The following is an 18,677-nucleotide window of genomic DNA, read 5'->3' as shown; positions in this document are numbered from 1 at the left end:
CCCGTAGGATGGTCCGCATGTCCGACGGGTCCTCGTTCAGCATCACCACGCCGATCTTCTACGTGAACGACGTGCCCCACATCGGGCACGCCTACACCGAGGTCGCCGCGGACGTCCTCGCGCGCTGGCACCGGCAGCGCGGCGACGACACCTGGCTCCTGACCGGCACGGACGAGCACGGGCAGAAGATCCTCCGCACGGCGTCCGCGAACGACGTCACGCCCCAGGAGTGGGCGGACCGGCTCGTGACCGAGGCGTGGAAGCCGCTCCTCGACACCGTCGACGTGGCGAACGACGACTTCATCCGCACCACGGACGAGCGCCACGAGCGCGGCGTGACGGCGTTCCTGCAGAAGCTGTACGACGACGGCTACATCTACGCGGGCGAGTTCGAGGGCTTCTACTGCGTCGGCTGCGAGGAGTACAAGCAGCCGAGCGACCTCGTGCCCGGCACGGGTGCGTACGAGGGCCAGCAGGTCTGTGCGATCCACTCGATCCCGGTCGAGGTGCTGGCCGAGCGCAACTACTTCTTCCGCATGTCCGACTTCGAGCAGCGCCTGCTCGACCTGTACGAGTCGAACCCGCAGTTCATCCAGCCCGAGAGCGTCCGCAACGAGATCATCTCGTTCGTCAAGCAGGGCCTGCGCGACCTGTCGATCTCGCGGTCGAGCTTCGACTGGGGCATCCAGATCCCGTGGGACCACGACCACGTGCTCTACGTGTGGTTCGACGCCCTGCTCAACTACGTCACGGCGCTCGGCTACGGCACCGACGACGACGAAGTCTTCCAGCGCCTGTGGCCGAGCGTGCACATCGTCGGCAAGGACATCGCCCGCTTCCACGCGGTGATCTGGCCGGCGATGCTGATGGCCGCCGGGCTGCCCGTCCCCGAGCGCGTGTTCGGGCACGGCTGGCTGCTCGTCGGCGGCGAGAAGATGTCCAAGTCGAAGCTGACCGGCATCGCGCCGTCCGAGATCACGGACACGTTCGGGTCCGACGCTTTCCGCTACTACTTCCTCCGCGCGATCACCTTCGGGCAGGACGGCAACTTCAGCTGGGAGGACATCTCCGCCCGCTACCAGGCCGAGCTCGCGAACGGGTTCGGCAACCTCGCGTCCCGCCTGGTCGCGATGCTGCAGAAGTACTTCGACGGCGCGGTGCCCGAGCGCGGCGCGCTGACCGGGTCGGACGAGGCGATCGACGCCCTCGCGGTGTCGGTCACCGAGCGTGCCGACGCGGCCATCGCGGCGTTCGCCCCGCACGAGGCCATCGCCGCGGTGTGGGAGCTCGTCGACGCCCTGAACGGGTACATCACCGAGCAGCAGCCGTGGGCCCTGGCGAAGGACGACGCCCAGCGCGAGCGGCTCGGCACCGTGCTGTCCACCGCGCTCCGCGGCCTCGGCACGGTCGCGGTGCTGCTGTCGCCGGTCATGCCGAAGGCGACCGAGAAGCTCTGGGCCGCGATCGGTGCGGGTGGCTCCATCACCGAGCAGCGCGTGGACCGGGCGTGGGAGTGGCAGGGCGCGTCGACCGTGGTCCCGCTCGAGAGCGGGCTGTTCCCGCGCATCGAGCAGTCCGAGCAGGGCGCCGCGTGACCGACGCGCACCTCCGCTCCCGCGGCGACGGCGACGGGTCGAAGCGGGACCTGACCTACCCGCCGCTGCCCGAGGCGCTGGTCGTCCCGGTGTACGACAACCACACCCACATGGAGATCGCCGACGGTGGCGACGGCGCGCTCGACTACCGCGAGCACCTCGGCCGGGCGTCGAGCGTCGGTGTCCGTGGTGTCGTGCAGGTCGGCACCGACCTCGCGACGTCGGAGTGGTCGGCCGCCATCGCAGCACGGGAGCCCCGGGTCCTCGCCGCCGTGGCGCTCCACCCGAACGAAGCGCCGTCGCTGCAGGAGCAGGGGCTGCTCGACGAGCACCTCGCGGGCATCGAACGGCTCGCGGCGCTGCCCCGGGTCCGGGCGATCGGTGAGACCGGGCTCGACTTCTTCCGCACGGGCGAGGACGGCCGCGACGCCCAGGTCCGCTCGTTCGAGGAGCACATCCGCATCGCGAAGGAGCACGACCTCGCGCTCACGATCCACGACCGCGACGCGCACGACGCCGTGGTCGAGGTCCTCGACCGGGTCGGCGCTCCCGAGAAGACCGTGTTCCACTGCTTCTCGGGGGGCCCCGACCTCGCCCGGCTCTGTGCGGAGCGTGGCTGGTACATGTCGTTCGCCGGCACCGTGACGTTCAAGAACGCCGCACCCCTGCGCGAGGCCCTGCACGTCGCGCCGCGTCACCTGATCATGGTCGAGACCGACGCGCCGTACCTCACCCCGACGCCGTACCGCGGCCGACCGAACGCGCCGTACCTCATCCCGCTCACGCTCCGGTCGATGGCCGAGACCCTCGGGACCGACGCCTCGATGCTCGCGGCACAGATCGCCTCGAACACCGAGCTCGTCTACGGTGCGTGGGACGCCGAGCCCGTGACGGTGGACGGCTAGTGGCGACGCTCCTCGGCCCGGCGGAGATCCGGGACCTCGCCGCCCGGCTCGACGTCACCCCGACGAAGAAGCTCGGCCAGAACTTCGTGCACGACGCCAACACCGTCCGGCGCATCGTGGCGTCCGGCCGGGTGTCGGCCGACTCGGCCGTCCTCGAGATCGGGCCCGGCCTCGGATCGTTGACGCTCGGTCTCACCGAGACCGGCGCCTCGGTGACCGCGGTGGAGATCGACGGTCGCCTCGCTGCCGAGCTCCCGGCGACCGTGGCCACGATGCAGCCCGACGCGCGGCTCCGCGTGATCCACCAGGACGCCCTCACCGTCGCCGCGACCGACCTGCCGGAGTCGCCGACGCACGTCGTCGCGAACCTGCCGTACAACGTCTCCGTCCCGGTGCTGCTCCACCTGCTGGCGACCTTCCCGTCCATCGAACGCGCGCTCGTCATGGTGCAGGCCGAGGTCGGCTACCGCATCGCCGCGGGACCCGGCAGCAAGGTCTACGGGGCGCCGAGCGTCAAGGCCGCGTGGTACGGGTCGTGGTCGATCGCCGGACAGGTCAGCCGTCAGGTGTTCTGGCCGGTGCCGAACGTCGACAGCGTGCTCGTCGGGTTCGACCGGCACGAGCCCCCCGGGGACGAAGCCCTGCGGGCGCAGGTCTTCGCGCTCGTCGACGGCGCGTTCCAGCAGCGGCGGAAGATGCTGCGGCAGAGCCTGTCCGGCGTCCTCGGCAGCAGTGCCCGAGCGTCGGAACTCCTCACCGCCGCCGGGGTCGACCCGACGGCCCGTGGGGAGATGCTCAGCGCCGACGACTTCGTGCGGCTCGGCCGGACGGTGCTCGCCGCGGGGGAGTGACCCCGTCGGTCGCATCGGCCGTCGGGCTCCAGTGCCCGGGACGCTGGAACCCCGCCGGCAGGACCGTGGCCGCGTCGCCCCGTGCCGCGTTGACCTGCATCTGCGTGAGGAACAGTGCTCCGCAGAGGCCGGTGCCGCGCAGGTCCGCGTCGCGGAGGTCCACGCCGAGCAGGTCGCAGCGGTCCAACCAGGCACCCCGGAGGTCCGCCGCGATCGCGAGCGACCCGCGCAGCGTCGCCCCGCGCAGGTCGGCCCCACGCAGGTCCGCGCCGACGAGGTCCGTCCCCGGACCGACCCGCTGGCCGTCGGCGCCGACCGGACCCCGTCCCCGTGCGATCGCACTCGCCTCGAGCAGGAGCGGGCGGGCACGGTCGTACTCGGCGTCGACGTCGAGGGTGGCGAGGTCTGCCGGCGCCCCGTCGCTCAGCAGACGGACGTGCTCGAACGCCTGGACCCACGGGGTCTCGTCGTGTGACGCTCGCACGAGGGTGATCGCCTCGTCGAGGTACCGCAGGAGGTCGTGGAGTCGTCGGACGATCGGGAACGTGGCGAACATGGACCGCCGCGTCTCGGGGTCATCGCGCCACGAGCGGCCCGCGAAGGTGTGCCGGGAGACCTTCTGCCCGGCCCCCGAGCAGTCGAACACCGTGCAGCCGGAGAAACTCCGTTCACGCAGGTGCGGGTGGATCCGGCAGCCGTCCGCGTCGTCGAGGTTCGTGCACGGGTCGCCAGCGTCCTTGTCGAACGGGAAGTCCGCGGACCGCGTGAACGCCAGGGCGACGCAGCACAGGCCGAAGCAGTTCGCGCAGTCGGCGCCGAGGTCTTCGCGTCGTCCCAGCTCGACACGCGTCCGCGTCGTCATCAGTGGTCGTTGACCCGGACGACCGTCCCACCGGTCAGCGACCGCAACTGCTCGAAGGTCAGGGGGAGCACGCTGTTCGCGGTCCCCGCGGCCGACCAGACCGTGTCGTACTCGCGGAGCGCCTCGTCCACCACGGTGCGGATCGGGGCCGGGTGGCCGACGGGGGAGACGCCGCCGATCGGCTGCCCGGTGATCTCGCGGACCTGTTTCGCGGTGGCCATCGTGAGCTCGGCCGCTCCGATCTGGGCCGCGAGCAGGTCGGTGTCGACCCGGTGCCGACCGGAGGTCATCGCGAGCAGGGGTGCACCGTCCGCCAGGAACAGCAGGCTGCTCGCGATGGCTCCCGGTTCGGTCCCGAGCGCGGCGGCGGCCTGCGCGGCGCTGTGGGTCGAGTCGGGGAGTTCCCGGGCGGTCGCGTCGATGCCGGCTTCAGCGACGATGCGCTGGACGGTGGCGAGGCGGTCGTTCATCACCGCCCATCTTCGTGGGATCTGGTGTCCAGCGCGAGTCCCTCGACAGCGAACGCGCGCGACGGGTCCTCGAGATCCCCAGCACGTCGACCTGCACGCGTGGACCGACCGGATGGCCCTAGGCTTCGACGGGTGTCTGCACCGCGTTCCCGTTCCACACTCGTCCTCCTGCTCACGGCAGTGGTCGGAGGCTGCGCCATCGTGGTCGTCGCCGTGCGCGCGCTGCTCCGGGATCCGTCCGCCGACGCCGCGTGGGTGGCCGTCGCGCTGGGCGCGATGTTCGTCGCGTGGGGGATCACCTTCGACCGGCTCCCCGACGATGACGACGACCGCGAGGGCCACGACCGGGACGATCCTCGTGCGTCGATCTGGACGCCCCGTCGCCTCAACGCCGCCCTGTCGACCGGCTTGGCGATGACGGGGGCCTACGTCGTGATCCGCGCGCTCGGTCGGCCGGTCGACACAGCGCTGATCGGGGCCCTCACCTGGCCGGCGTGGCGGCTCGTCAACCGGTTCCTCGACGGCGTGATCCGGCGGCGCGGAGCTCGCGGCGAGGCGGACGGCGCCACCGACTGAGCGCGCCCGCCACCCGTCACCCGTCACCCGCCGCCCGCCGCCGGCCCGGCGGCGGGGACGGTGAGCCGGTCGTCAGTGCCCGCGCGACGCCAGCGCCTCGATGAGCTGCTGCTGCGTCCCGTCACGCTCCGACCACCGCAGCGGCAGGACGTTCTGCACGAGGATCTCCGGGGCGGCACCCGAGCGCAGCAGGTCGACGACCTCGGTCAGGAAGTCGTCGAGCGGCATCCCGCCGAAGTCCACTCCTTCTCCCATGATGTCCGTCGCGACCGCCGGCGGCGCCAGTTCGAGCACGGCGACCGGCGACCCGGACAGCTGCTGCCGGAGCGAGAGCGTGTACGAGTGCACGGCGGCCTTCGTCGCGCTGTACGTCGGCGTCGCCGTGAGCGGGGTGAATGCCAGCCCCGACGTCACGGTGACGATCGTCGACGCGGGACGGGTGAGCAGGTGCGGCAGGAACGCGTCGACAAGACGGATCGTCCCGAGCAGGTTCGTCTCGACGACGGCGACGGCGTCGCGCAGGTGCTCCGACGAGCGCAGGTCCTCGGTGCGCATGATGCCCGACATCGTGATCAGGGCGTCGAGCGCGGGGTACGCCTCGGTGACGGCGGCGGCCGCAGCGGTGATCGACGCCGGGTCGGTGACGTCGAGCTGCACGGTACCGAAGCCGTGCTCGGCGGCGAGCGAGTCGAGCAACGACCGGCGTCGGCCGCCGATCACGACGGTGCTGCCCGCTGCCTGCAGGCGGAGCGCGAGGCCGAGGCCGATGCCCGAGGTCGCGCCGGGGATGAAGACGATGGAGTTCGTGATGTCCATGTCCACCACCGTGGTGCGACGCTCCAGGAGCATCCAGAGCCCGGTCATCGGGGGACCGCCGATCCCTGGCACGTGGCGCGCCGCGGGGGCACGATGATGACCATGGACCGACTTGTGCTCGCCGACTTCCTCCGTCGCCGCCGAGAACTGCTGCGCCCCGAGGACGTCGGACTCGGTTCCGGGCAGCGCCGCCGGACGCCGGGGCTCCGGCGCGAGGAGGTGGCCGCGCTGGCGGGGATGTCCGCCGACTACTACACCCGACTCGAGCAACAGCGCGGGCCCCAGCCGTCCGAGCAGATGGTCGCAGCGATCGCCCGGGCACTCCGCTGCACCCTCGACGAGCGCGACCACCTGTTCCGCCTCGCCGGGCACAACGCACCCGCACGGGTGCACCGCTCCGACCACGTCGACCCCGCGATCCTCCGTGTGCTCGACCGTCTCGAGGACACCCCGGCCATCGTGGTCAACGACCTGGGGGAGACCCTGGTCGAGAACGAGCTCGGAGCCGCACTCGTCGGCACGACCACCGGCCTGCCCGGCAACGAGCGGTACCAGCCGTGGCGGTGGTTCATGACGGAGTACGAGCGGGCGAGGTACGCGCCCGAGGAGCACGAACGGCTCGCTCGGGCACAGGTCGCAGCTCTCCGCGCCGCCGTCGGCGCCGCCGGGCCGGGCAACGGTCGGGCTGCCCGGCTGATCGCCGACCTCGAGGCGGGCAGCGCGGACTTCCGGGCGCTCTGGTCCCTGCACGAGGTGGCCAGCCGCTGGGAGGACCACAAGACGTTCGTCCACCCCGAGCTCGGTCGGATCACGGTCGACTGCCAGGTGCTGCACACCACGAGCCAGACGCAGGCGCTGCTGCTCTTCACGGCGCCGGCGGGCAGTGAGGCCGCGCAGAAGCTCGAGCTCCTCAGGGTCGTGGGTCGGCAGGTCTTCTCCGGCTGAGACCTGCGCACCGTGCGGGTCCGTCCGGCCCGTGCGGCTCCGTTCGGCCGCGCATTGTGCAGCTTTGTCCGGACCCGTGCGAGTCCGTCCGGCCCGTGCGAGCTTGACCGTCCGCGCACCGTGCAAGGTTGTTCACCCGGTGCCGCCGCGACCGCTCGGTGCGGCCCCACAACCTCGCACCGAGCCATCAGCGGCGCACGGATCGGACAAGGTCGCACCGTGCGGCTTCGTCCGGCCGTACGGGTCCGTCGGCTCCGGAGGCTTCGTCCGGCCCGTGCGAGCTCGGCCGTCCGCGCACCGTGCGAGGTCGTCCACCCGGTGCCGCCGCGACCGCTCGGTGCGGCCCTACAACCTCGCACCGAGCCACCATCGGCGCACGGATCGGACAAGGTCGCACCGTGCGGATTCGTCCGGCCGTGTGGGTCCGGGCGGGTCCGTCCGGCCCGTGCGAGCTTGGCCGTCCGCGCACCGTGCGAGGTTGTCCACCCGGTGCCGCCGCGACCGCTCGGTGCGGCCCTACAACCTCGCACCGAGCCATCAGCCGCGCACGGATCGGACAAGGTCGCACCGTGCGGCTTCGTCCAACCGTGCGGGTCCGTCGGCTCAGGAGGCTCCGTCCGGCCCGTGCGAGTTCGGCCGGCCGCGCACCGTGCGAGGTTGTTCACCGGGTGCCGTCGCGACCGTTCGGTGCGGCCCTACAACCTCGCACCGAGCCATCAGCGGCGCACGGATCGGACAAGGTCGCACCGTGCGAGTCCGGCGAACCCCACGACAACACCCCACCCACCGATCAACACCGCGCCCACCGAGCAACACCCCACCCACCGAGCAACGCCGCGTCACACACCTGGCGACTCCAGGGTGCCGTGCCTAGGGTGGCGAGGTGAGCACTCCCCGCGTGTACGTCATCCACGAGAACCCCGAGTGGTTCCCGCCGCTCGCCGCTGCCTTCGAGGCCGAGGGGGTCCCCGTCGAGGAGATCCTCCTCACCGAGGGCCGGATCGACCTCGCCGCCGAGCCCGAGCCGGGCGTGTACTGGTCACGGATGTCGGCGAGCTCCCACACCCGCGGGCACGAGCACAGCAAGGAGTACACCCGCGCGGTCCTCGGCTGGCTCGAGCGCGCCGGCCGGCAGGTCGTCGGCGGCAGCCACGTCCTCGAGCTCGAGGTGTCGAAGGTCGCCCAGCACGGACTGCTCCGGAACGCCGGGTTCGACGTCCCCCGCACCACCGCCGTCTTCGGGCGCACGACGCTCAAGCAGGCCGCCCACGACTTCACCGGCGGCCAGGACGTGCCCTTCATCACGAAGCACAACCAGGGCGGCAAGGGCCTCGGCGTCCGTCGCTTCGACTCGCTCGCCGAGTTCGACGCCTACGTCGACAGCCCGGAGTTCGAGGAGCCGGTCGACGGCATCACCCTGCTGCAGGAGTACCTCACCGCCCGCGAGCCGTTCATCACCCGCGTCGAGTTCGTCGGCGGCGAGTTCGTCTACGCCGTCCGCGTGGACACGAGCGCCGGCAGCTTCGAGCTCTGCCCGGCCGACGCGTGCGAGGTCCCGCAGGTCATCGCGGGGGCGGTCTGCGACGTGCCCGGCACCGAGGCCGTCGGCGCACCCCCGGCGTTCAGCGTCCGCACCGAGGTCACGGCCGAGCACCCGCTCGTCCAGCAGCTCCGCACGTTCCTCGCCGACCAGCGCATCCAGATCGCGGGCGTCGAGTTCATGGAGACGACCGACGGTCGCACGGTCGTCTACGACATCAACACGAACACGAACTACAACCCCGCCGTCGAGGAGACCGCGCCGGCCTCCGGCCCGCGCTCCATCGCGCGGTACCTCGGTGGCCTGCTGGAGACGCAGTACGCGGCGCACCTGACGGCCTGAGAACGCAAGACCCACCGGACTGGAGGCGCGGTGCGGGCCCGCCCCGCGCCTCCAGGCCGTCAATCCCCACCTCCCCAAGGAACTCACCCCGTGCGATTCGGATACTGGACCCCGCTCTTCGGCGGCTGGCTGCGCAACGTCGACAACGAGCACATGCCGGTCACCTTCGACTACGTCAAGCGACTGGCGCAGCGCGCCGAGCGCATCGGCTTCGACCTGACGCTCGTGCCGGAGCTGAACCTCAACGACATCAAGGGCACCGCGGCACCGAGCCTCGAGGCGTGGGCGCTCGCCGCCGGGATCGCGGCGACGACCGAGCGCCTCGAGATCATGGCGGCGATGCGGCCCGGGTACCACCTGCCCGCCGTCACCGCGAAGCAGGCCGCGACCATCGACGACATCTCGTGCGGCCGGTTCACGTTCAACGTGGTGAGCGCGTGGTGGGCGGAAGAGGCCAAGCAGTACGGCGGGATCTTCTCCGAACACGACGACCGGTACAAGCGCACGGCGGAGTTCGTCGAGGTCATGAAGGGGCTCTGGCGGGAGACGCCGTACTCCTTCCACGGCGAGTACTACGACATCGAGAACAGCCACCTCGAGCCGAAGCCCCGGGTCACCCCGCGCATCTACGCCGGCGGCGAGAGCGAGGCCGGCAAGGCGGCGATCACGGGCTACGCGGACGCGTACGTGACCCACGGCGGCACGGTCGAGGAACTCCGGACGAAGATCGCCGAGATGAAGCAGCGCCGGGTCGACGCCGGGCTGCCGCCGTTCGAGGCGTTCGGCATGGCCGCCTACGTCATCGTCCGCGAGACCGAGGAGGAGGCGCAGGCCGAGCTCGCCCGGATCACGGACGTGCAGCACGGCCACGCGTACGAGTCCTACCAGGACTTCATCTCGAAGTCGCAGCTCGAGCACGTCCCGTCGCTCGAGGACTACTCGGTGTCGAACCGCGGCCTCCGCCCCGGCTTCGTCGGCACGCCCGAGCAGGTCGCCGCGCGGATCCGGGAGTTCGAGGACGCCGGGGTCGACACGCTGCTGCTGCAGTTCTCGCCGCAGCTCGAGGAGATGGACCGGTTCGGCGAGCAGGTCATCCCCCTGGTCCGCCCCGCGGTGACGGTGCCGTCCGGGGCGGGCGCCTGATGGGGGCCACCGAGGACGACTGGGCGTTCGAGACGCGGCAGATCCGCGCCGGCTACAAGGCCGACCCGGGCTGGGGCGCCAACGTCCCGCCGATCGCCCAGAGCGCCGCCTTCGTGTACCCGTCGGGTGAGGACGCCGCCGCCCGGTTCCTGCTCGACGCACCGGGGCACACCTACTCGCGGGTGAACAACCCGTCCGCGGCCGCGCTGGAGCGTCGGATCGCCGACCTCGAGGGCGGTGTCGGCGCCCTCGCACTCGCGTCCGGGCAGGCGGCGACGTCGCTCGCGGTGCTCGGACTCGCCCGTGCCGGCGACCACGTGGTGTCGAGTGCGTCCCTGTACGGCGCGACCTACACGCTGTTCCACTCCACGCTGGGCGACCTCGGCATCTCGTTCACCTTCGTGCAGGACCCGACGGACCTCGACGAGTGGGCCGCGGCGGTCCGACCGGAGACGAAGGCGTTCTTCGGCGAGTCGATCCCGAACCCGCGCGGCGACGTCCTCGACTTCGAGGGGGTGGCCGGCGTCGCGCACGAGCACGGCGTCCCGCTCATCGTCGACAACACGATCGCGACCCCGTACCTCGTCCGGCCGATCGAGCACGGTGCGGACATCGTCGTGCACTCGGCCACGAAGTACCTCTCCGGGCACGGCAGCGCCATCGCCGGGCTCATCGTGGACAGCGGGAACTTCGACTGGGCGGCACACGCCGAGCGGTACCCGCAGCTCACGACGACCGAGCAGTCCGGGTTCGCGGGCACGAACTTCGCGTCGAAGTTCGGCCGTCGCGCGTTCATCCAGCGCACCCGGTCGAAGCTGTCCGCCGACCTCGGACCGGCGATCGCACCCTTCAACGCCTTCCTGGTGCTGCAGGGCATCCAGACGCTCTCGCTCCGCATGGAGCGGCACGTGTCGAACGCCGCCGCGGTGGCCTCGTGGCTCGACGCGCACGACCAGGTGCTCGGCGTGCACTACGCCGGACTGCCGACGTCGCCCTGGCACCACCTGGCCGAGCGGTACGTGCCGGCGGGACCGTCCGCCGTGCTCGCCTTCGACCTCGACGGCGGCGTCGACGCCGGACGGCGGTTCGTCGCGGCGCTCGAGCTGTTCGACCACGTCTCGAACATCGGCGACGTGCGCTCCCTCGTCGTGCACCCCGCGTCGACGACGCACGTGCAGATGACCTCGGCGGAGCGTGCGGCCGCGGGCGTCGGCGACGGGCTGATCCGCCTGTCGATCGGGCTGGAGCACGTGGACGACATCCTCGCGGACCTCGCGCGCGGCTTCGCGGCTGCGTCGGGATAGGTTGGGGGCATGACCACGTTGGCCGCACCGACCCGCGTGCGGACGCGCGCCCCCGGGAAGATCAACGTCTACCTGTCGGTCGGCGCCCTGCAGGACGACGGCTACCACGACGTGGCGACGGCGTACCAGGCGGTCTCGCTGTACGAGGACGTCTCGGCGGAACCGGCCGACGACTTCTCGGTGACCTTCACCGGATCCATCGACACGCGCGCGGTGCCGGTCGACGAGTCGAACCTCGCGATCCGTGCCGCCCGGCTCGTGGCCGACGCCGCCGGGTACCGCGGGGGCGTCCGGTTGACCATCGACAAGCAGGTCCCGGTCGCCGGCGGGATGGGCGGGGGATCCGCCGACGCCGCCGCGACCCTGCTCGCCGTCGACACGCTGTGGGGGACGGCGCTCGGGCGTGAGGAGCTCCTCCGGCTCGCCGCGCAGCTCGGCGCCGACGTGCCGTTCGCATTCGCCGGCGGCACCGCGGTCGGCACCGGTCGCGGCGACGAGCTGAGCCCGGCCCTGGCCAAGGGCGAGTTCCACTGGGTCCTCGCCCTGAGCGACGCCGGCCTGTCGACGCCGGCCGTGTACCGCGCCCTCGACGAGCACCGCGAGCGCTACCGCGCGGACATCGCCCCCGCGCCGACGACGCCCGTGGTCGAGGCGAACGTGCTGCAGGCCCTCCGCGCCGGCGACCCCGACCTCTTGGCGGACTGCCTGCACAACGACCTGCAGGCCCCGGCGATGCGCCTGCAGCCCACGCTCGCGACGACGCTTGAGATCGGCGAGAAGGCCGGTGCCCTCGCCGGACTCGTCTCGGGCAGCGGGCCGACCGTGGCGTTCCTCGTCGCCGACCGCGACGCGGCACTCGAGGTGCAGGTCGAGCTCAGTGCCGCCGGCATGGTCGCGGTGCGTGCCGCCGGTCCCGTGCACGGCGCCCGCCTCCTGCACTGACGGGCAGGCGCTCGGGCACGCGCTCGGCGTCGATCAGCTGCGGACGTACTCCGTGATGACGACGGTGCCGGTCTTCCAGTGCTCCTTCGCGGTGAACCCGTGCTCGGCGAGCACCGCGGCGGTCTCGGGCTCGATGTTGCGCGCCTTCACGGTCCCGCCGACGAACCACACCGTGTCGATGTCGCCCAGGCGGCTCGGGATCGTGGTGGCGAGGTCGCCCGTCTGGTTCCAGAGGACACCCGACTCGGTCCCGAGCTTGCGGACGCCGAGGTCCGTCATGCCCGTGAACGCCGTCGGGTACGAGATGCGGATGATGTCGGCCGTGGTGCCGGGGTGGCCGTAGACACTGCCGAACACGACGCCCTCGTCGGCGTCGGCCCGGTTGCTGCTGCGCTCGGCCGAGATGATCGCGGCGGCACGGGCCCAGGTGGAGTCCTGCTTCGCGAGGGGCTCCTTCACGGCGACGGCCGTCGGGACGGACAGCACGAGGACCGCGGCGACGACGGCGGCGAGCAGGGCCTTCGGACGGACGAACGTCAGCGCGAGGGCGATGAGCAGCGCGACGAACGGCAGGCTGAGCGAGGCGTACTTCGGGGAGTACAGGTGCTTGCCCATCGCCGTGGCGAGGACCAGCGCGGCGGTCGGGATCACGACGAGCGGCAGGGCGACCCGGACGGCCTGAGCGCGCACGAGGGACCGGACGGTCGCGGACCGTCGGTGTGCCTCGACCAGGACGAGCACCGTGCCGCCGAGCATCAGGGCCCAGGCGCCGGCGGCGTACACGTCGACACCGCCGAACCACGCCGTCGCGAACACCTGGGCGACGGTCCGTTCCCCGATGCCGGCGATCCACGCGACCTGCTTCGACTGCGACGCCACCTCGACGACGAGGGGCGAGACGGCGACGGCGGCGATCGCGGACGCGATCGCCCAGCGCACGACGACCCCGCGGGTCACGAGTGCCGGGCCGAGGTCGGGGCCACCGCGGGACACCGTTGTGCGGCGCACGGCGGCGCGTCGGGCGAGGAGCGTCCACAGCAGGGTCACGGCGTGCGCGACGACGGCGAGCGACAGGTAGACGTTGAAGGTGACCGAGACGAGCGCGAGTGCCCCGTAGGCCGCCCACCAGTGCAGGCTGCGCCCGGTGCGGGTCCGGCGGACCGCGGTCAGGCCGACGAGGGTGAGGCAGGCGGCGAGGGTCGTGATCGTGGCGTAGGGGCGCCCCTCGGACGCGGCCCACTGCACCCGCGGCAGCGCGATGAACACGAAACCGGCGGTGATGCCGAGCCGGCGCCCGCCGAGTCGACGGCCGAGGGCCACGAGGAGCCCGGCCGCCACCCCGATCGCGAGGGCGCTCGGGAACCGGAGCGTGAAGGGCGTGTACCCCACGAGCCAGAACCAGACGTGCATCAGCGCGTAGTACAGGCCGTGCACGGCGTCGACGCTGTGCAGCTCGGCCCAGAGCTGGGGCCAGCTGCGCGTGGCGCTCGTCACCGTGGCGGCCTCGTCGTACCAGAGCGACGGCACCCAGGCGAACGCGGCACCGACGAGGACGCCGAACGCGCCGACCGTCAGCTCCGGCGTGCGGACGACGGCGGCACCGGCGCTCGACGCGAGGCCGCGCAGGCGCGTCCGGAAGCGGGCACGGACCGGCGCGATCCCCGGGGAGCGGGGGATGCTGATGGTGCCGGTCCGTGGTGCAGTCACGGTGAGGACGGTATCCGCGGCGGCTGAGCAGGTGCCCGGCGTCCCGGCAGGCGAGACTGAGAGTTCCCCATACCGGTATCGTGCCGAGGACCATGACGAAGCTCCGCATCCGCGACGCCGCGCGGTACCTCGGCGTCAGCGACGACACCGTCCGACGGATGGTGGACGCCGGTGTGTTCACCCGGTCGACGGACGGTTCCGGCCGGACGGTCGTCGACGGTCGCGAGCTCGCGACGCACATCCGCGGGACCGCCGCCCAGCTCGACGACCCGTCCGGTGCGAGGAGCTCGGCCCGCAACCGGTTCGTCGGGATCGTCACCGACCTCGTCGTCGACGGGGTGATGGCGCAGGTCGAGCTGCAGAGCGGCCCGCACCGCGTCGTGTCCCTGATGAGCGCCGAGGCCGTCCGCGACCTCGGGCTCGAGGTCGGCACCGTCGCGGTGGCCTCGGTCAAGGCGACGATGGTCTCGGTCGAGGTGCCGGCGGAACTGGCCGACGCATGACCGACGACCGACGCCGGCTGCTGTCGCGGACCGCAGCGCTCGCGGGTGCCGGTGACCGGGCCGTCCGGGCGCTGGCCGAGGCGAGCGTCCTCGTCGTCGGGGCCGGCGGCCTCGGCGCGCCCGCGCTGACCTACCTCGCCGGGTCGGGGCTCCGCCGCGTCACCATCGTCGACCTCGACGTCGTCGACACGTCGAACCTCGCACGGCAGACGCTCTTCGCCCGGGCGGACGTCGGCCGTCCCAAGGCGGAGTGCGCGGCCGAGCGCGTCCGTGGCGTCGACCCGGAGCTCGAGGTGGTGGCGATCGCCGAGCCGTTCCGCCCGGAGCACGTCACGGGGCACGACGTGGTCGTCGACGCCGCGGACAGCGTCGAGGTCACCCGGGCGATCTCGGACGCCTGCGCCGCGGCCGGGATCCCGTTCGTCTGGGGGACCGTGCTCGGGACCGACGGGCAGGTGTCGGTGTTCCACGACACCGGCCCGGAACCGATCGACTTCCACGACCTGCACCCGGACGCCCTGCCGGACGAGGGGTCCTGCGCGCTCGACGGCGTGCTCCCCGCGCTCTGCGGTGCCGTCGGCAGCGTGATGGCGGCGCAGGTGACGGCCCTCGTCGCCGGCATCGGGGAACCGTTGACCGGTCGGGTGCTGACGGTCGACGCCCGGCGCTGGCGGTGGACCGAGAGCACGCTCCGCCGCGGCCCCGGGTCCCGCCGCCCGGCCCCGACGGTCGACGACGCCCCGCCCCGGATCGCACCGGCCGCCCTCGCCGCGCGACTCGGCCGGTCGGCCGACGGGAGCACGAGCGACGGCAGCACGGACGACGGCAGCACGAGCGACGGCAGCACGAACGACGGCAGCACGAACGACGGCAGCATGGACGACGACAGCCGGTCGGCCGACGGCACGTCGGGCGCGACCGTCCTCGTCGACGTGCGCACCCCGGCCGAACGGGCCACCGGCATCGTCCCCGGCAGCCTCCGTCCGGAGGACCTCCCCGCGGACGACGACCGGCCCCTCGTGGTGGTGTGCGCGAGCGGCGTCCGCGCGACCGCCTGGGCGCGCACCGCCCGCGCCGCCGGGCTCGACGCGACCGTGCTCGACGGTGGCATCCAGGCGTGGCAGCGCGAGGGACTACCGATGACCATCCCCGCATCGGCCGCAGATGCGGGTACGATCGCGGAATGACGACGCACGTGCGGAACGCCGCCCTCCTGCTCGCCGCTGCCGCACTCGCCGCCGTCGGCCTCGCGGGATGTGCGACGACCGGCACGGCCGCCCCGAGCGCGAGCGCGCGCACCGCGTCGTCCGGCAGCGCATCGGCGAGTCCGACCGGCGCGATCACCGTCTTCGCGGCGGCGTCGCTCCAGAAGACCTTCACCACCCTCGGCGAGCAGTACGAGGCCGCCCACCCGGGGACCACGATCACCTTCTCCTTCGCCGGGTCGAGCGACCTCGTCACCCAGATCCAGAACGGCGCCCCCGCCGACGTCTTCGCCTCCGCCGACGAGGCGAACATGCAGAAGCTCGTGGGGACCGACGTCGCCGCCGGCTCCGCGCACGACTTCGCCACGAACGTCCTCGAGATCGCCGTGGCCCCCGGCAACCCGAAGGGGATCACCGGCCTCCGTGACCTGACGGCGTCGGACGTGCAGCTCGTCACGTGCGCGACCCCGGTGCCGTGCGGCGCCGCGACCGCGAAGGTCGGACGGGCGAGCGGCGTCGACCTCCGCCCGGTGAGCGAGGAGCAGTCCGTGACCGACGTCCTCGGGAAGGTCGAGTCCGGGCAGGCGGACGCCGGACTCGTCTACGTCACCGACGTCGAGGGCGCAGGCGGCAAGGTCGACGGCGTGCGCTTCGGCGCCGCGTCGAAGGCCGTGAACACCTACCCGATCGGTGTCCTGCAGGACGCGGCGAACCCCCGCCTCGCGGCGTCGTTCACCGCGTACGTGCGCTCCGACGCCGGCCGGGAGGTCCTCACCGCCGCCGGCTTCGGCGCCCCCTGACCCGTGCCCGAGGCGACCGAGCCGACCGGTGACGCCGGCCGCACCCCCGACCGAGCGGTCCGCGCCGCCGGGCCGCGGGCGGTCCGCGCCGTCCGGACGCCGGTGCCGTGGTGGCTCCCGCTCCCGGCGGTGCTCGGCGGCCTGTTCGTCGTGGTGCCGGTCCTCGCGATGGTCGGCCGCGTCGACTGGGGCTCCTTCGGCGCACTCGTCACCTCACCCGCGTCGCTGACGGCCCTCGGGCTGAGCCTCGGCACCGCGGCGGCCGCGACGGGGATCGCGTTCGTGCTCGGGTACCCGCTCGCCGTGCTCTTCGCCCGGTCGACGTCGCGGTGGATCGGCGCGGCCCGGGCACTCGTCCTGCTGCCGCTCGTGCTCCCGCCGGTGGTCGGGGGACTGGCGCTCCTCGCGGCGTTCGGTCGACTCGGCGTGGTCGGCGCGTGGCTCGACGACCACGGCCTCCGCATCGCCTTCACCACGACCGCGGTCGTCATCGCCCAGACCTTCGTCGCGATGCCGTTCCTGGTGTCGTCCATCGAGGGGGCGCTGCGCGTCGGCGGCGACCGGTTCGAGCGGGTCGCCGCGACGCTCGGCGCGTCCCCGACCCGGACGTTCCTGACCGTGACGACACCACGCGTGCTGCCGGGGATCCTCGCCGGCCTCGTCCTCTGCTTCGCCCGCGCGCTCGGCGAGTTCGGGGCCACCCTGACCTTCGCGGGCAGCCTGCAGGGCGTGACCCGGACGCTACCGCTCGAGATCTACCTGCAGCGCGAGATCGACCCGGACACGGCGGTCGCGCTGGCCCTCGTGCTGGTCGTCGTCGCGCTCGTGGTCATCGGTGCGTCCGCGGTCCGCACCCGGACGGTGATCGCATGACGAGCGACCACCCGGGACACGGCGGCCTCCGCGCCCACGTCGTGGTGCCGGACCGCGGCGTCGACGTGCGACTCGATGTCGCCCCGGACGAGTGCGTCGCGCTGGTCGGTCCGAACGGCGCGGGCAAGTCCACCGTCGTCGAGACCCTCGCCGGCCTGCTGCGGGTCCGGTCCGGCGCGGTCGTCCTCGGCGGGCGCGACCTGACGGGCGTCCGCGCACACCGCCGCGGCGTCGGCCTCGTCGCGCAGCGCGCCGACCTCTTCCCGCACCTGTCGGTCGCCCGCAACGTCGCGTACGGACCGCGCGCGACCGGTTCCGGCAGCCGGGAGGCGCGACACCGGTCCGACGCGGCCCTCGCCGCCGTCGGCGTGGCCGGGTTGGCGGACCGCGCCCCGGGGACGCTCTCGGGCGGACAGGCCCAGCGCGTCGCGATCGCCCGGGCACTCGCCACCGACCCCGTGCTCCTGCTCCTCGACGAGCCCACCTCGGCGCTCGACGTCGACGCCCGCGCCGAGGTCCGGACCGCCCTGGGCACCGCCCGCACCGGTCGACCGACGGTCCTCGTCACGCACGACCCGCTCGAGGCCGTCGGCCTCGCGGACCGCATCGTCGTGCTCGCGGGTGGCCGGGTGGTCGAGCAGGGACCGACCGCCGCCGTCCTCGGTCGTCCGACCAGTGCGTTCGCGGCGTCCTTCTCGGGGCTGACGCTCGTCGGCGGCACCGCCACCCGGGGTGGGATCGCACCGGTCGACGGCGGCGAGCTCGTCTCGACGACGCACACCGTGCCTCCCGGGTCGCCCGCCCTCGCCGCCTACCACCCGACGGTCGCCGTCGTGACCCGCGACGGCGCCGGACCGACGCGCCGGGTGACCGCGCTCGAGCCGCGGGACGGACTCGTCCGGGTGCGGGCCGGTGCCCTCGTGGCCGACGTCACCGTGGCGGTCGCGGCGACGCTCGGACTCGTCCCCGGGGACGTCGTGCGCATCGCCGTGCCGCCGGACGAGCTGACGGTCTACCCGCCCGCCTGACCCGACGCTCTGCGCGGGACGGACCGGTTCAGCCGCCGGCGAAGGGCGGCATCACGTCGACGACCGCCACGCCGTCGAGCCGGGTCGACCGGTCGCGCGTGGTCACCCCGTCGACGAGGTAGGAGCACCGTTCCTGCAGTGCCCGCCAGCGGTCGGGGTCCTCGGCCGTCACCGACCGCAGCGCGTCGTCGAGCGCCGAGGCCCGCACGGTGACCTCGTCCGCGCCGACCGCAGCACGGGCCGCCGCGAAGAACCGGATCGTCGTCACGC

At 73.0% G+C, this 18,677-nt stretch carries 19 protein-coding genes; 14 read left to right on the top strand and 5 right to left on the bottom strand.

What is annotated here, in order from left to right; genetic code table 11:
- The first annotated feature begins 17 nt into the window (after positions 1–17).
- The 3 genes from metG to rsmA are packed head-to-tail and all read left to right on the top strand — an operon-like array spanning position 18 to position 3,351.
- The gene (metG, locus tag ACNQOV_RS01740) at positions 18–1,595 is read left to right on the top strand and encodes a methionine--tRNA ligase (protein ID WP_416393090.1); all 1,578 of its coding nucleotides are present in this window, start codon (positions 18–20) and stop codon (positions 1,593–1,595) included.
- Positions 1,592–2,500 (top strand): TatD family hydrolase, encoded by a 909-nt coding sequence (locus ACNQOV_RS01735; RefSeq protein ID WP_402267640.1) that lies wholly within the window; start codon positions 1,592–1,594, stop codon positions 2,498–2,500. Before metG ends, ACNQOV_RS01735 begins: the two co-directional genes overlap by 4 nt.
- Positions 2,500–3,351, top strand: a complete 852-nt coding sequence (gene rsmA / locus ACNQOV_RS01730) for a 16S rRNA (adenine(1518)-N(6)/adenine(1519)-N(6))-dimethyltransferase RsmA (RefSeq protein ID WP_022906477.1) — start codon at positions 2,500–2,502, stop codon at positions 3,349–3,351. Before ACNQOV_RS01735 ends, rsmA begins: the two co-directional genes overlap by 1 nt.
- Here the strand turns inward: rsmA and ACNQOV_RS01725 are convergent.
- Both ACNQOV_RS01725 and ACNQOV_RS01720 read right to left on the bottom strand, forming a co-directional pair.
- Positions 3,296–4,213: a pentapeptide repeat-containing protein gene (locus ACNQOV_RS01725; RefSeq protein WP_416393089.1), complete on the bottom strand. Its 918-nt coding sequence runs from the start codon at positions 4,211–4,213 to the stop codon at positions 3,296–3,298. The two genes, rsmA and ACNQOV_RS01725, sit on opposite strands and share 56 nt — an antisense overlap.
- Positions 4,213–4,683: a YbaK/EbsC family protein gene (locus ACNQOV_RS01720; protein ID WP_416393088.1), complete on the bottom strand. Its 471-nt coding sequence runs from the start codon at positions 4,681–4,683 to the stop codon at positions 4,213–4,215. Before ACNQOV_RS01720 ends, ACNQOV_RS01725 begins: the two co-directional genes overlap by 1 nt.
- A 132-nt stretch (positions 4,684–4,815) precedes the next feature.
- Between ACNQOV_RS01720 and ACNQOV_RS01715 the strand changes: the two genes are divergently transcribed.
- Entirely contained in the window at positions 4,816–5,259 is a 444-nt protein-coding gene (locus ACNQOV_RS01715; protein ID WP_416393087.1) for a hypothetical protein, read from the top strand.
- A gap of 72 nt (positions 5,260–5,331) precedes the next feature.
- Here the strand turns inward: ACNQOV_RS01715 and ACNQOV_RS01710 are convergent, their stop codons facing one another.
- A complete protein-coding gene (locus ACNQOV_RS01710; RefSeq protein ID WP_416393086.1) occupies positions 5,332–6,123 on the bottom strand; it encodes an SDR family oxidoreductase in 792 nt (263 codons plus the stop codon).
- 54 nt (positions 6,124–6,177) lie between these two features.
- Between ACNQOV_RS01710 and ACNQOV_RS01705 the strand changes: the two genes are divergently transcribed.
- From ACNQOV_RS01705 to ACNQOV_RS01685, 5 genes are all read left to right on the top strand, one after another.
- A complete protein-coding gene (locus ACNQOV_RS01705; RefSeq protein ID WP_416393085.1) occupies positions 6,178–7,020 on the top strand; it encodes a helix-turn-helix transcriptional regulator in 843 nt (280 codons plus the stop codon).
- Positions 7,021–7,903: 883 nt separating this feature from the next.
- Positions 7,904–8,902, top strand: coding sequence for an ATP-grasp domain-containing protein (locus ACNQOV_RS01700; protein ID WP_416393084.1), 999 nt, complete (start codon positions 7,904–7,906; stop codon positions 8,900–8,902).
- Positions 8,903–8,992: 90 nt separating this feature from the next.
- The gene (locus ACNQOV_RS01695; RefSeq protein WP_416393083.1) at positions 8,993–10,045 is read left to right on the top strand and encodes an LLM class flavin-dependent oxidoreductase; all 1,053 of its coding nucleotides are present in this window, start codon (positions 8,993–8,995) and stop codon (positions 10,043–10,045) included.
- Positions 10,045–11,349 carry an O-acetylhomoserine aminocarboxypropyltransferase/cysteine synthase family protein gene (locus ACNQOV_RS01690; protein WP_416393082.1) on the top strand — a complete coding sequence of 435 codons (1,305 nt, stop codon included), beginning with the start codon at positions 10,045–10,047 and terminating at the stop codon, positions 11,347–11,349. The genes ACNQOV_RS01695 and ACNQOV_RS01690 overlap by 1 nt, the downstream gene beginning before the upstream one ends.
- Positions 11,350–11,358: 9 nt before the next feature.
- The gene (locus ACNQOV_RS01685; protein WP_416393081.1) at positions 11,359–12,291 is read left to right on the top strand and encodes a 4-(cytidine 5'-diphospho)-2-C-methyl-D-erythritol kinase; all 933 of its coding nucleotides are present in this window, start codon (positions 11,359–11,361) and stop codon (positions 12,289–12,291) included.
- Between the two features lie 33 nt (positions 12,292–12,324).
- Here ACNQOV_RS01685 and ACNQOV_RS01680 read toward each other — a convergent pair whose 3' ends face one another.
- The gene (locus tag ACNQOV_RS01680) at positions 12,325–13,998 is read right to left on the bottom strand and encodes a glycosyltransferase family 39 protein (RefSeq protein ID WP_416393079.1); all 1,674 of its coding nucleotides are present in this window, start codon (positions 13,996–13,998) and stop codon (positions 12,325–12,327) included.
- Between the two features lie 92 nt (positions 13,999–14,090).
- Between ACNQOV_RS01680 and ACNQOV_RS01675 the strand changes: the two genes are divergently transcribed.
- The 5 genes from ACNQOV_RS01675 (at position 14,091) to ACNQOV_RS01655 (ending at position 18,407) form a co-directional block, all read left to right on the top strand.
- On the top strand, positions 14,091–14,501 hold the full coding sequence (locus ACNQOV_RS01675) for a TOBE domain-containing protein (protein ID WP_416393078.1): 411 nt from the start codon (positions 14,091–14,093) through the stop codon (positions 14,499–14,501).
- A complete protein-coding gene (locus ACNQOV_RS01670; protein WP_416393076.1) occupies positions 14,498–15,688 on the top strand; it encodes a ThiF family adenylyltransferase in 1,191 nt (396 codons plus the stop codon). Before ACNQOV_RS01675 ends, ACNQOV_RS01670 begins: the two co-directional genes overlap by 4 nt.
- On the top strand, positions 15,685–16,506 hold the full coding sequence (gene modA / locus ACNQOV_RS01665) for a molybdate ABC transporter substrate-binding protein (RefSeq protein WP_416393075.1): 822 nt from the start codon (positions 15,685–15,687) through the stop codon (positions 16,504–16,506). The genes ACNQOV_RS01670 and modA overlap by 4 nt, the downstream gene beginning before the upstream one ends.
- A gap of 102 nt (positions 16,507–16,608) precedes the next feature.
- The gene (locus tag ACNQOV_RS01660) at positions 16,609–17,379 is read left to right on the top strand and encodes an ABC transporter permease (RefSeq protein ID WP_416393302.1); all 771 of its coding nucleotides are present in this window, start codon (positions 16,609–16,611) and stop codon (positions 17,377–17,379) included.
- A complete protein-coding gene (locus tag ACNQOV_RS01655; protein ID WP_416393074.1) occupies positions 17,376–18,407 on the top strand; it encodes an ABC transporter ATP-binding protein in 1,032 nt (343 codons plus the stop codon). Before ACNQOV_RS01660 ends, ACNQOV_RS01655 begins: the two co-directional genes overlap by 4 nt.
- A gap of 28 nt (positions 18,408–18,435) precedes the next feature.
- On the opposite strand, the gene ACNQOV_RS01650 is transcribed toward ACNQOV_RS01655, so the two are convergent.
- Positions 18,436–18,675 carry a MoaD/ThiS family protein gene (locus ACNQOV_RS01650; RefSeq protein ID WP_022906317.1) on the bottom strand — a complete coding sequence of 80 codons (240 nt, stop codon included), beginning with the start codon at positions 18,673–18,675 and terminating at the stop codon, positions 18,436–18,438.
- Positions 18,676–18,677: the final 2 nt, after the last annotated feature.

The organism is Curtobacterium sp. LFS084 (assembly GCF_047977705.1).
In the GTDB taxonomy this organism is placed as follows: Bacteria; Actinomycetota; Actinomycetes; order Actinomycetales; family Microbacteriaceae; genus Curtobacterium.
Note: the sequence above shows the minus strand (reverse complement) of the source record. Positions and strands in the feature narration are given on the sequence as shown.

Excerpts from the sequence above, each read along its gene's own strand:
- metG (WP_416393090.1), top strand. The coding sequence starts at position 18 with ATGTCCGACGGGTCCTCGTTCAGCATCACCACGCCGATCTTCTACGTG.
- ACNQOV_RS01725 (WP_416393089.1), bottom strand. The coding sequence starts at position 4,213 with ATGACGACGCGGACGCGTGTCGAGCTGGGACGACGCGAAGACCTCGGC.
- ACNQOV_RS01720 (WP_416393088.1), bottom strand. The coding sequence starts at position 4,683 with ATGAACGACCGCCTCGCCACCGTCCAGCGCATCGTCGCTGAAGCCGGC.
- ACNQOV_RS01710 (WP_416393086.1), bottom strand. The coding sequence starts at position 6,123 with ATGACCGGGCTCTGGATGCTCCTGGAGCGTCGCACCACGGTGGTGGAC.
- ACNQOV_RS01705 (WP_416393085.1), top strand. The coding sequence starts at position 6,178 with ATGGACCGACTTGTGCTCGCCGACTTCCTCCGTCGCCGCCGAGAACTG.
- ACNQOV_RS01690 (WP_416393082.1), top strand. The coding sequence starts at position 10,045 with ATGGGGGCCACCGAGGACGACTGGGCGTTCGAGACGCGGCAGATCCGC.
- ACNQOV_RS01685 (WP_416393081.1), top strand. The coding sequence starts at position 11,359 with ATGACCACGTTGGCCGCACCGACCCGCGTGCGGACGCGCGCCCCCGGG.
- ACNQOV_RS01675 (WP_416393078.1), top strand. The coding sequence starts at position 14,091 with ATGACGAAGCTCCGCATCCGCGACGCCGCGCGGTACCTCGGCGTCAGC.
- ACNQOV_RS01670 (WP_416393076.1), top strand. The coding sequence starts at position 14,498 with ATGACCGACGACCGACGCCGGCTGCTGTCGCGGACCGCAGCGCTCGCG.
- modA (WP_416393075.1), top strand. The coding sequence starts at position 15,685 with ATGACGACGCACGTGCGGAACGCCGCCCTCCTGCTCGCCGCTGCCGCA.
- ACNQOV_RS01655 (WP_416393074.1), top strand. The coding sequence starts at position 17,376 with ATGACGAGCGACCACCCGGGACACGGCGGCCTCCGCGCCCACGTCGTG.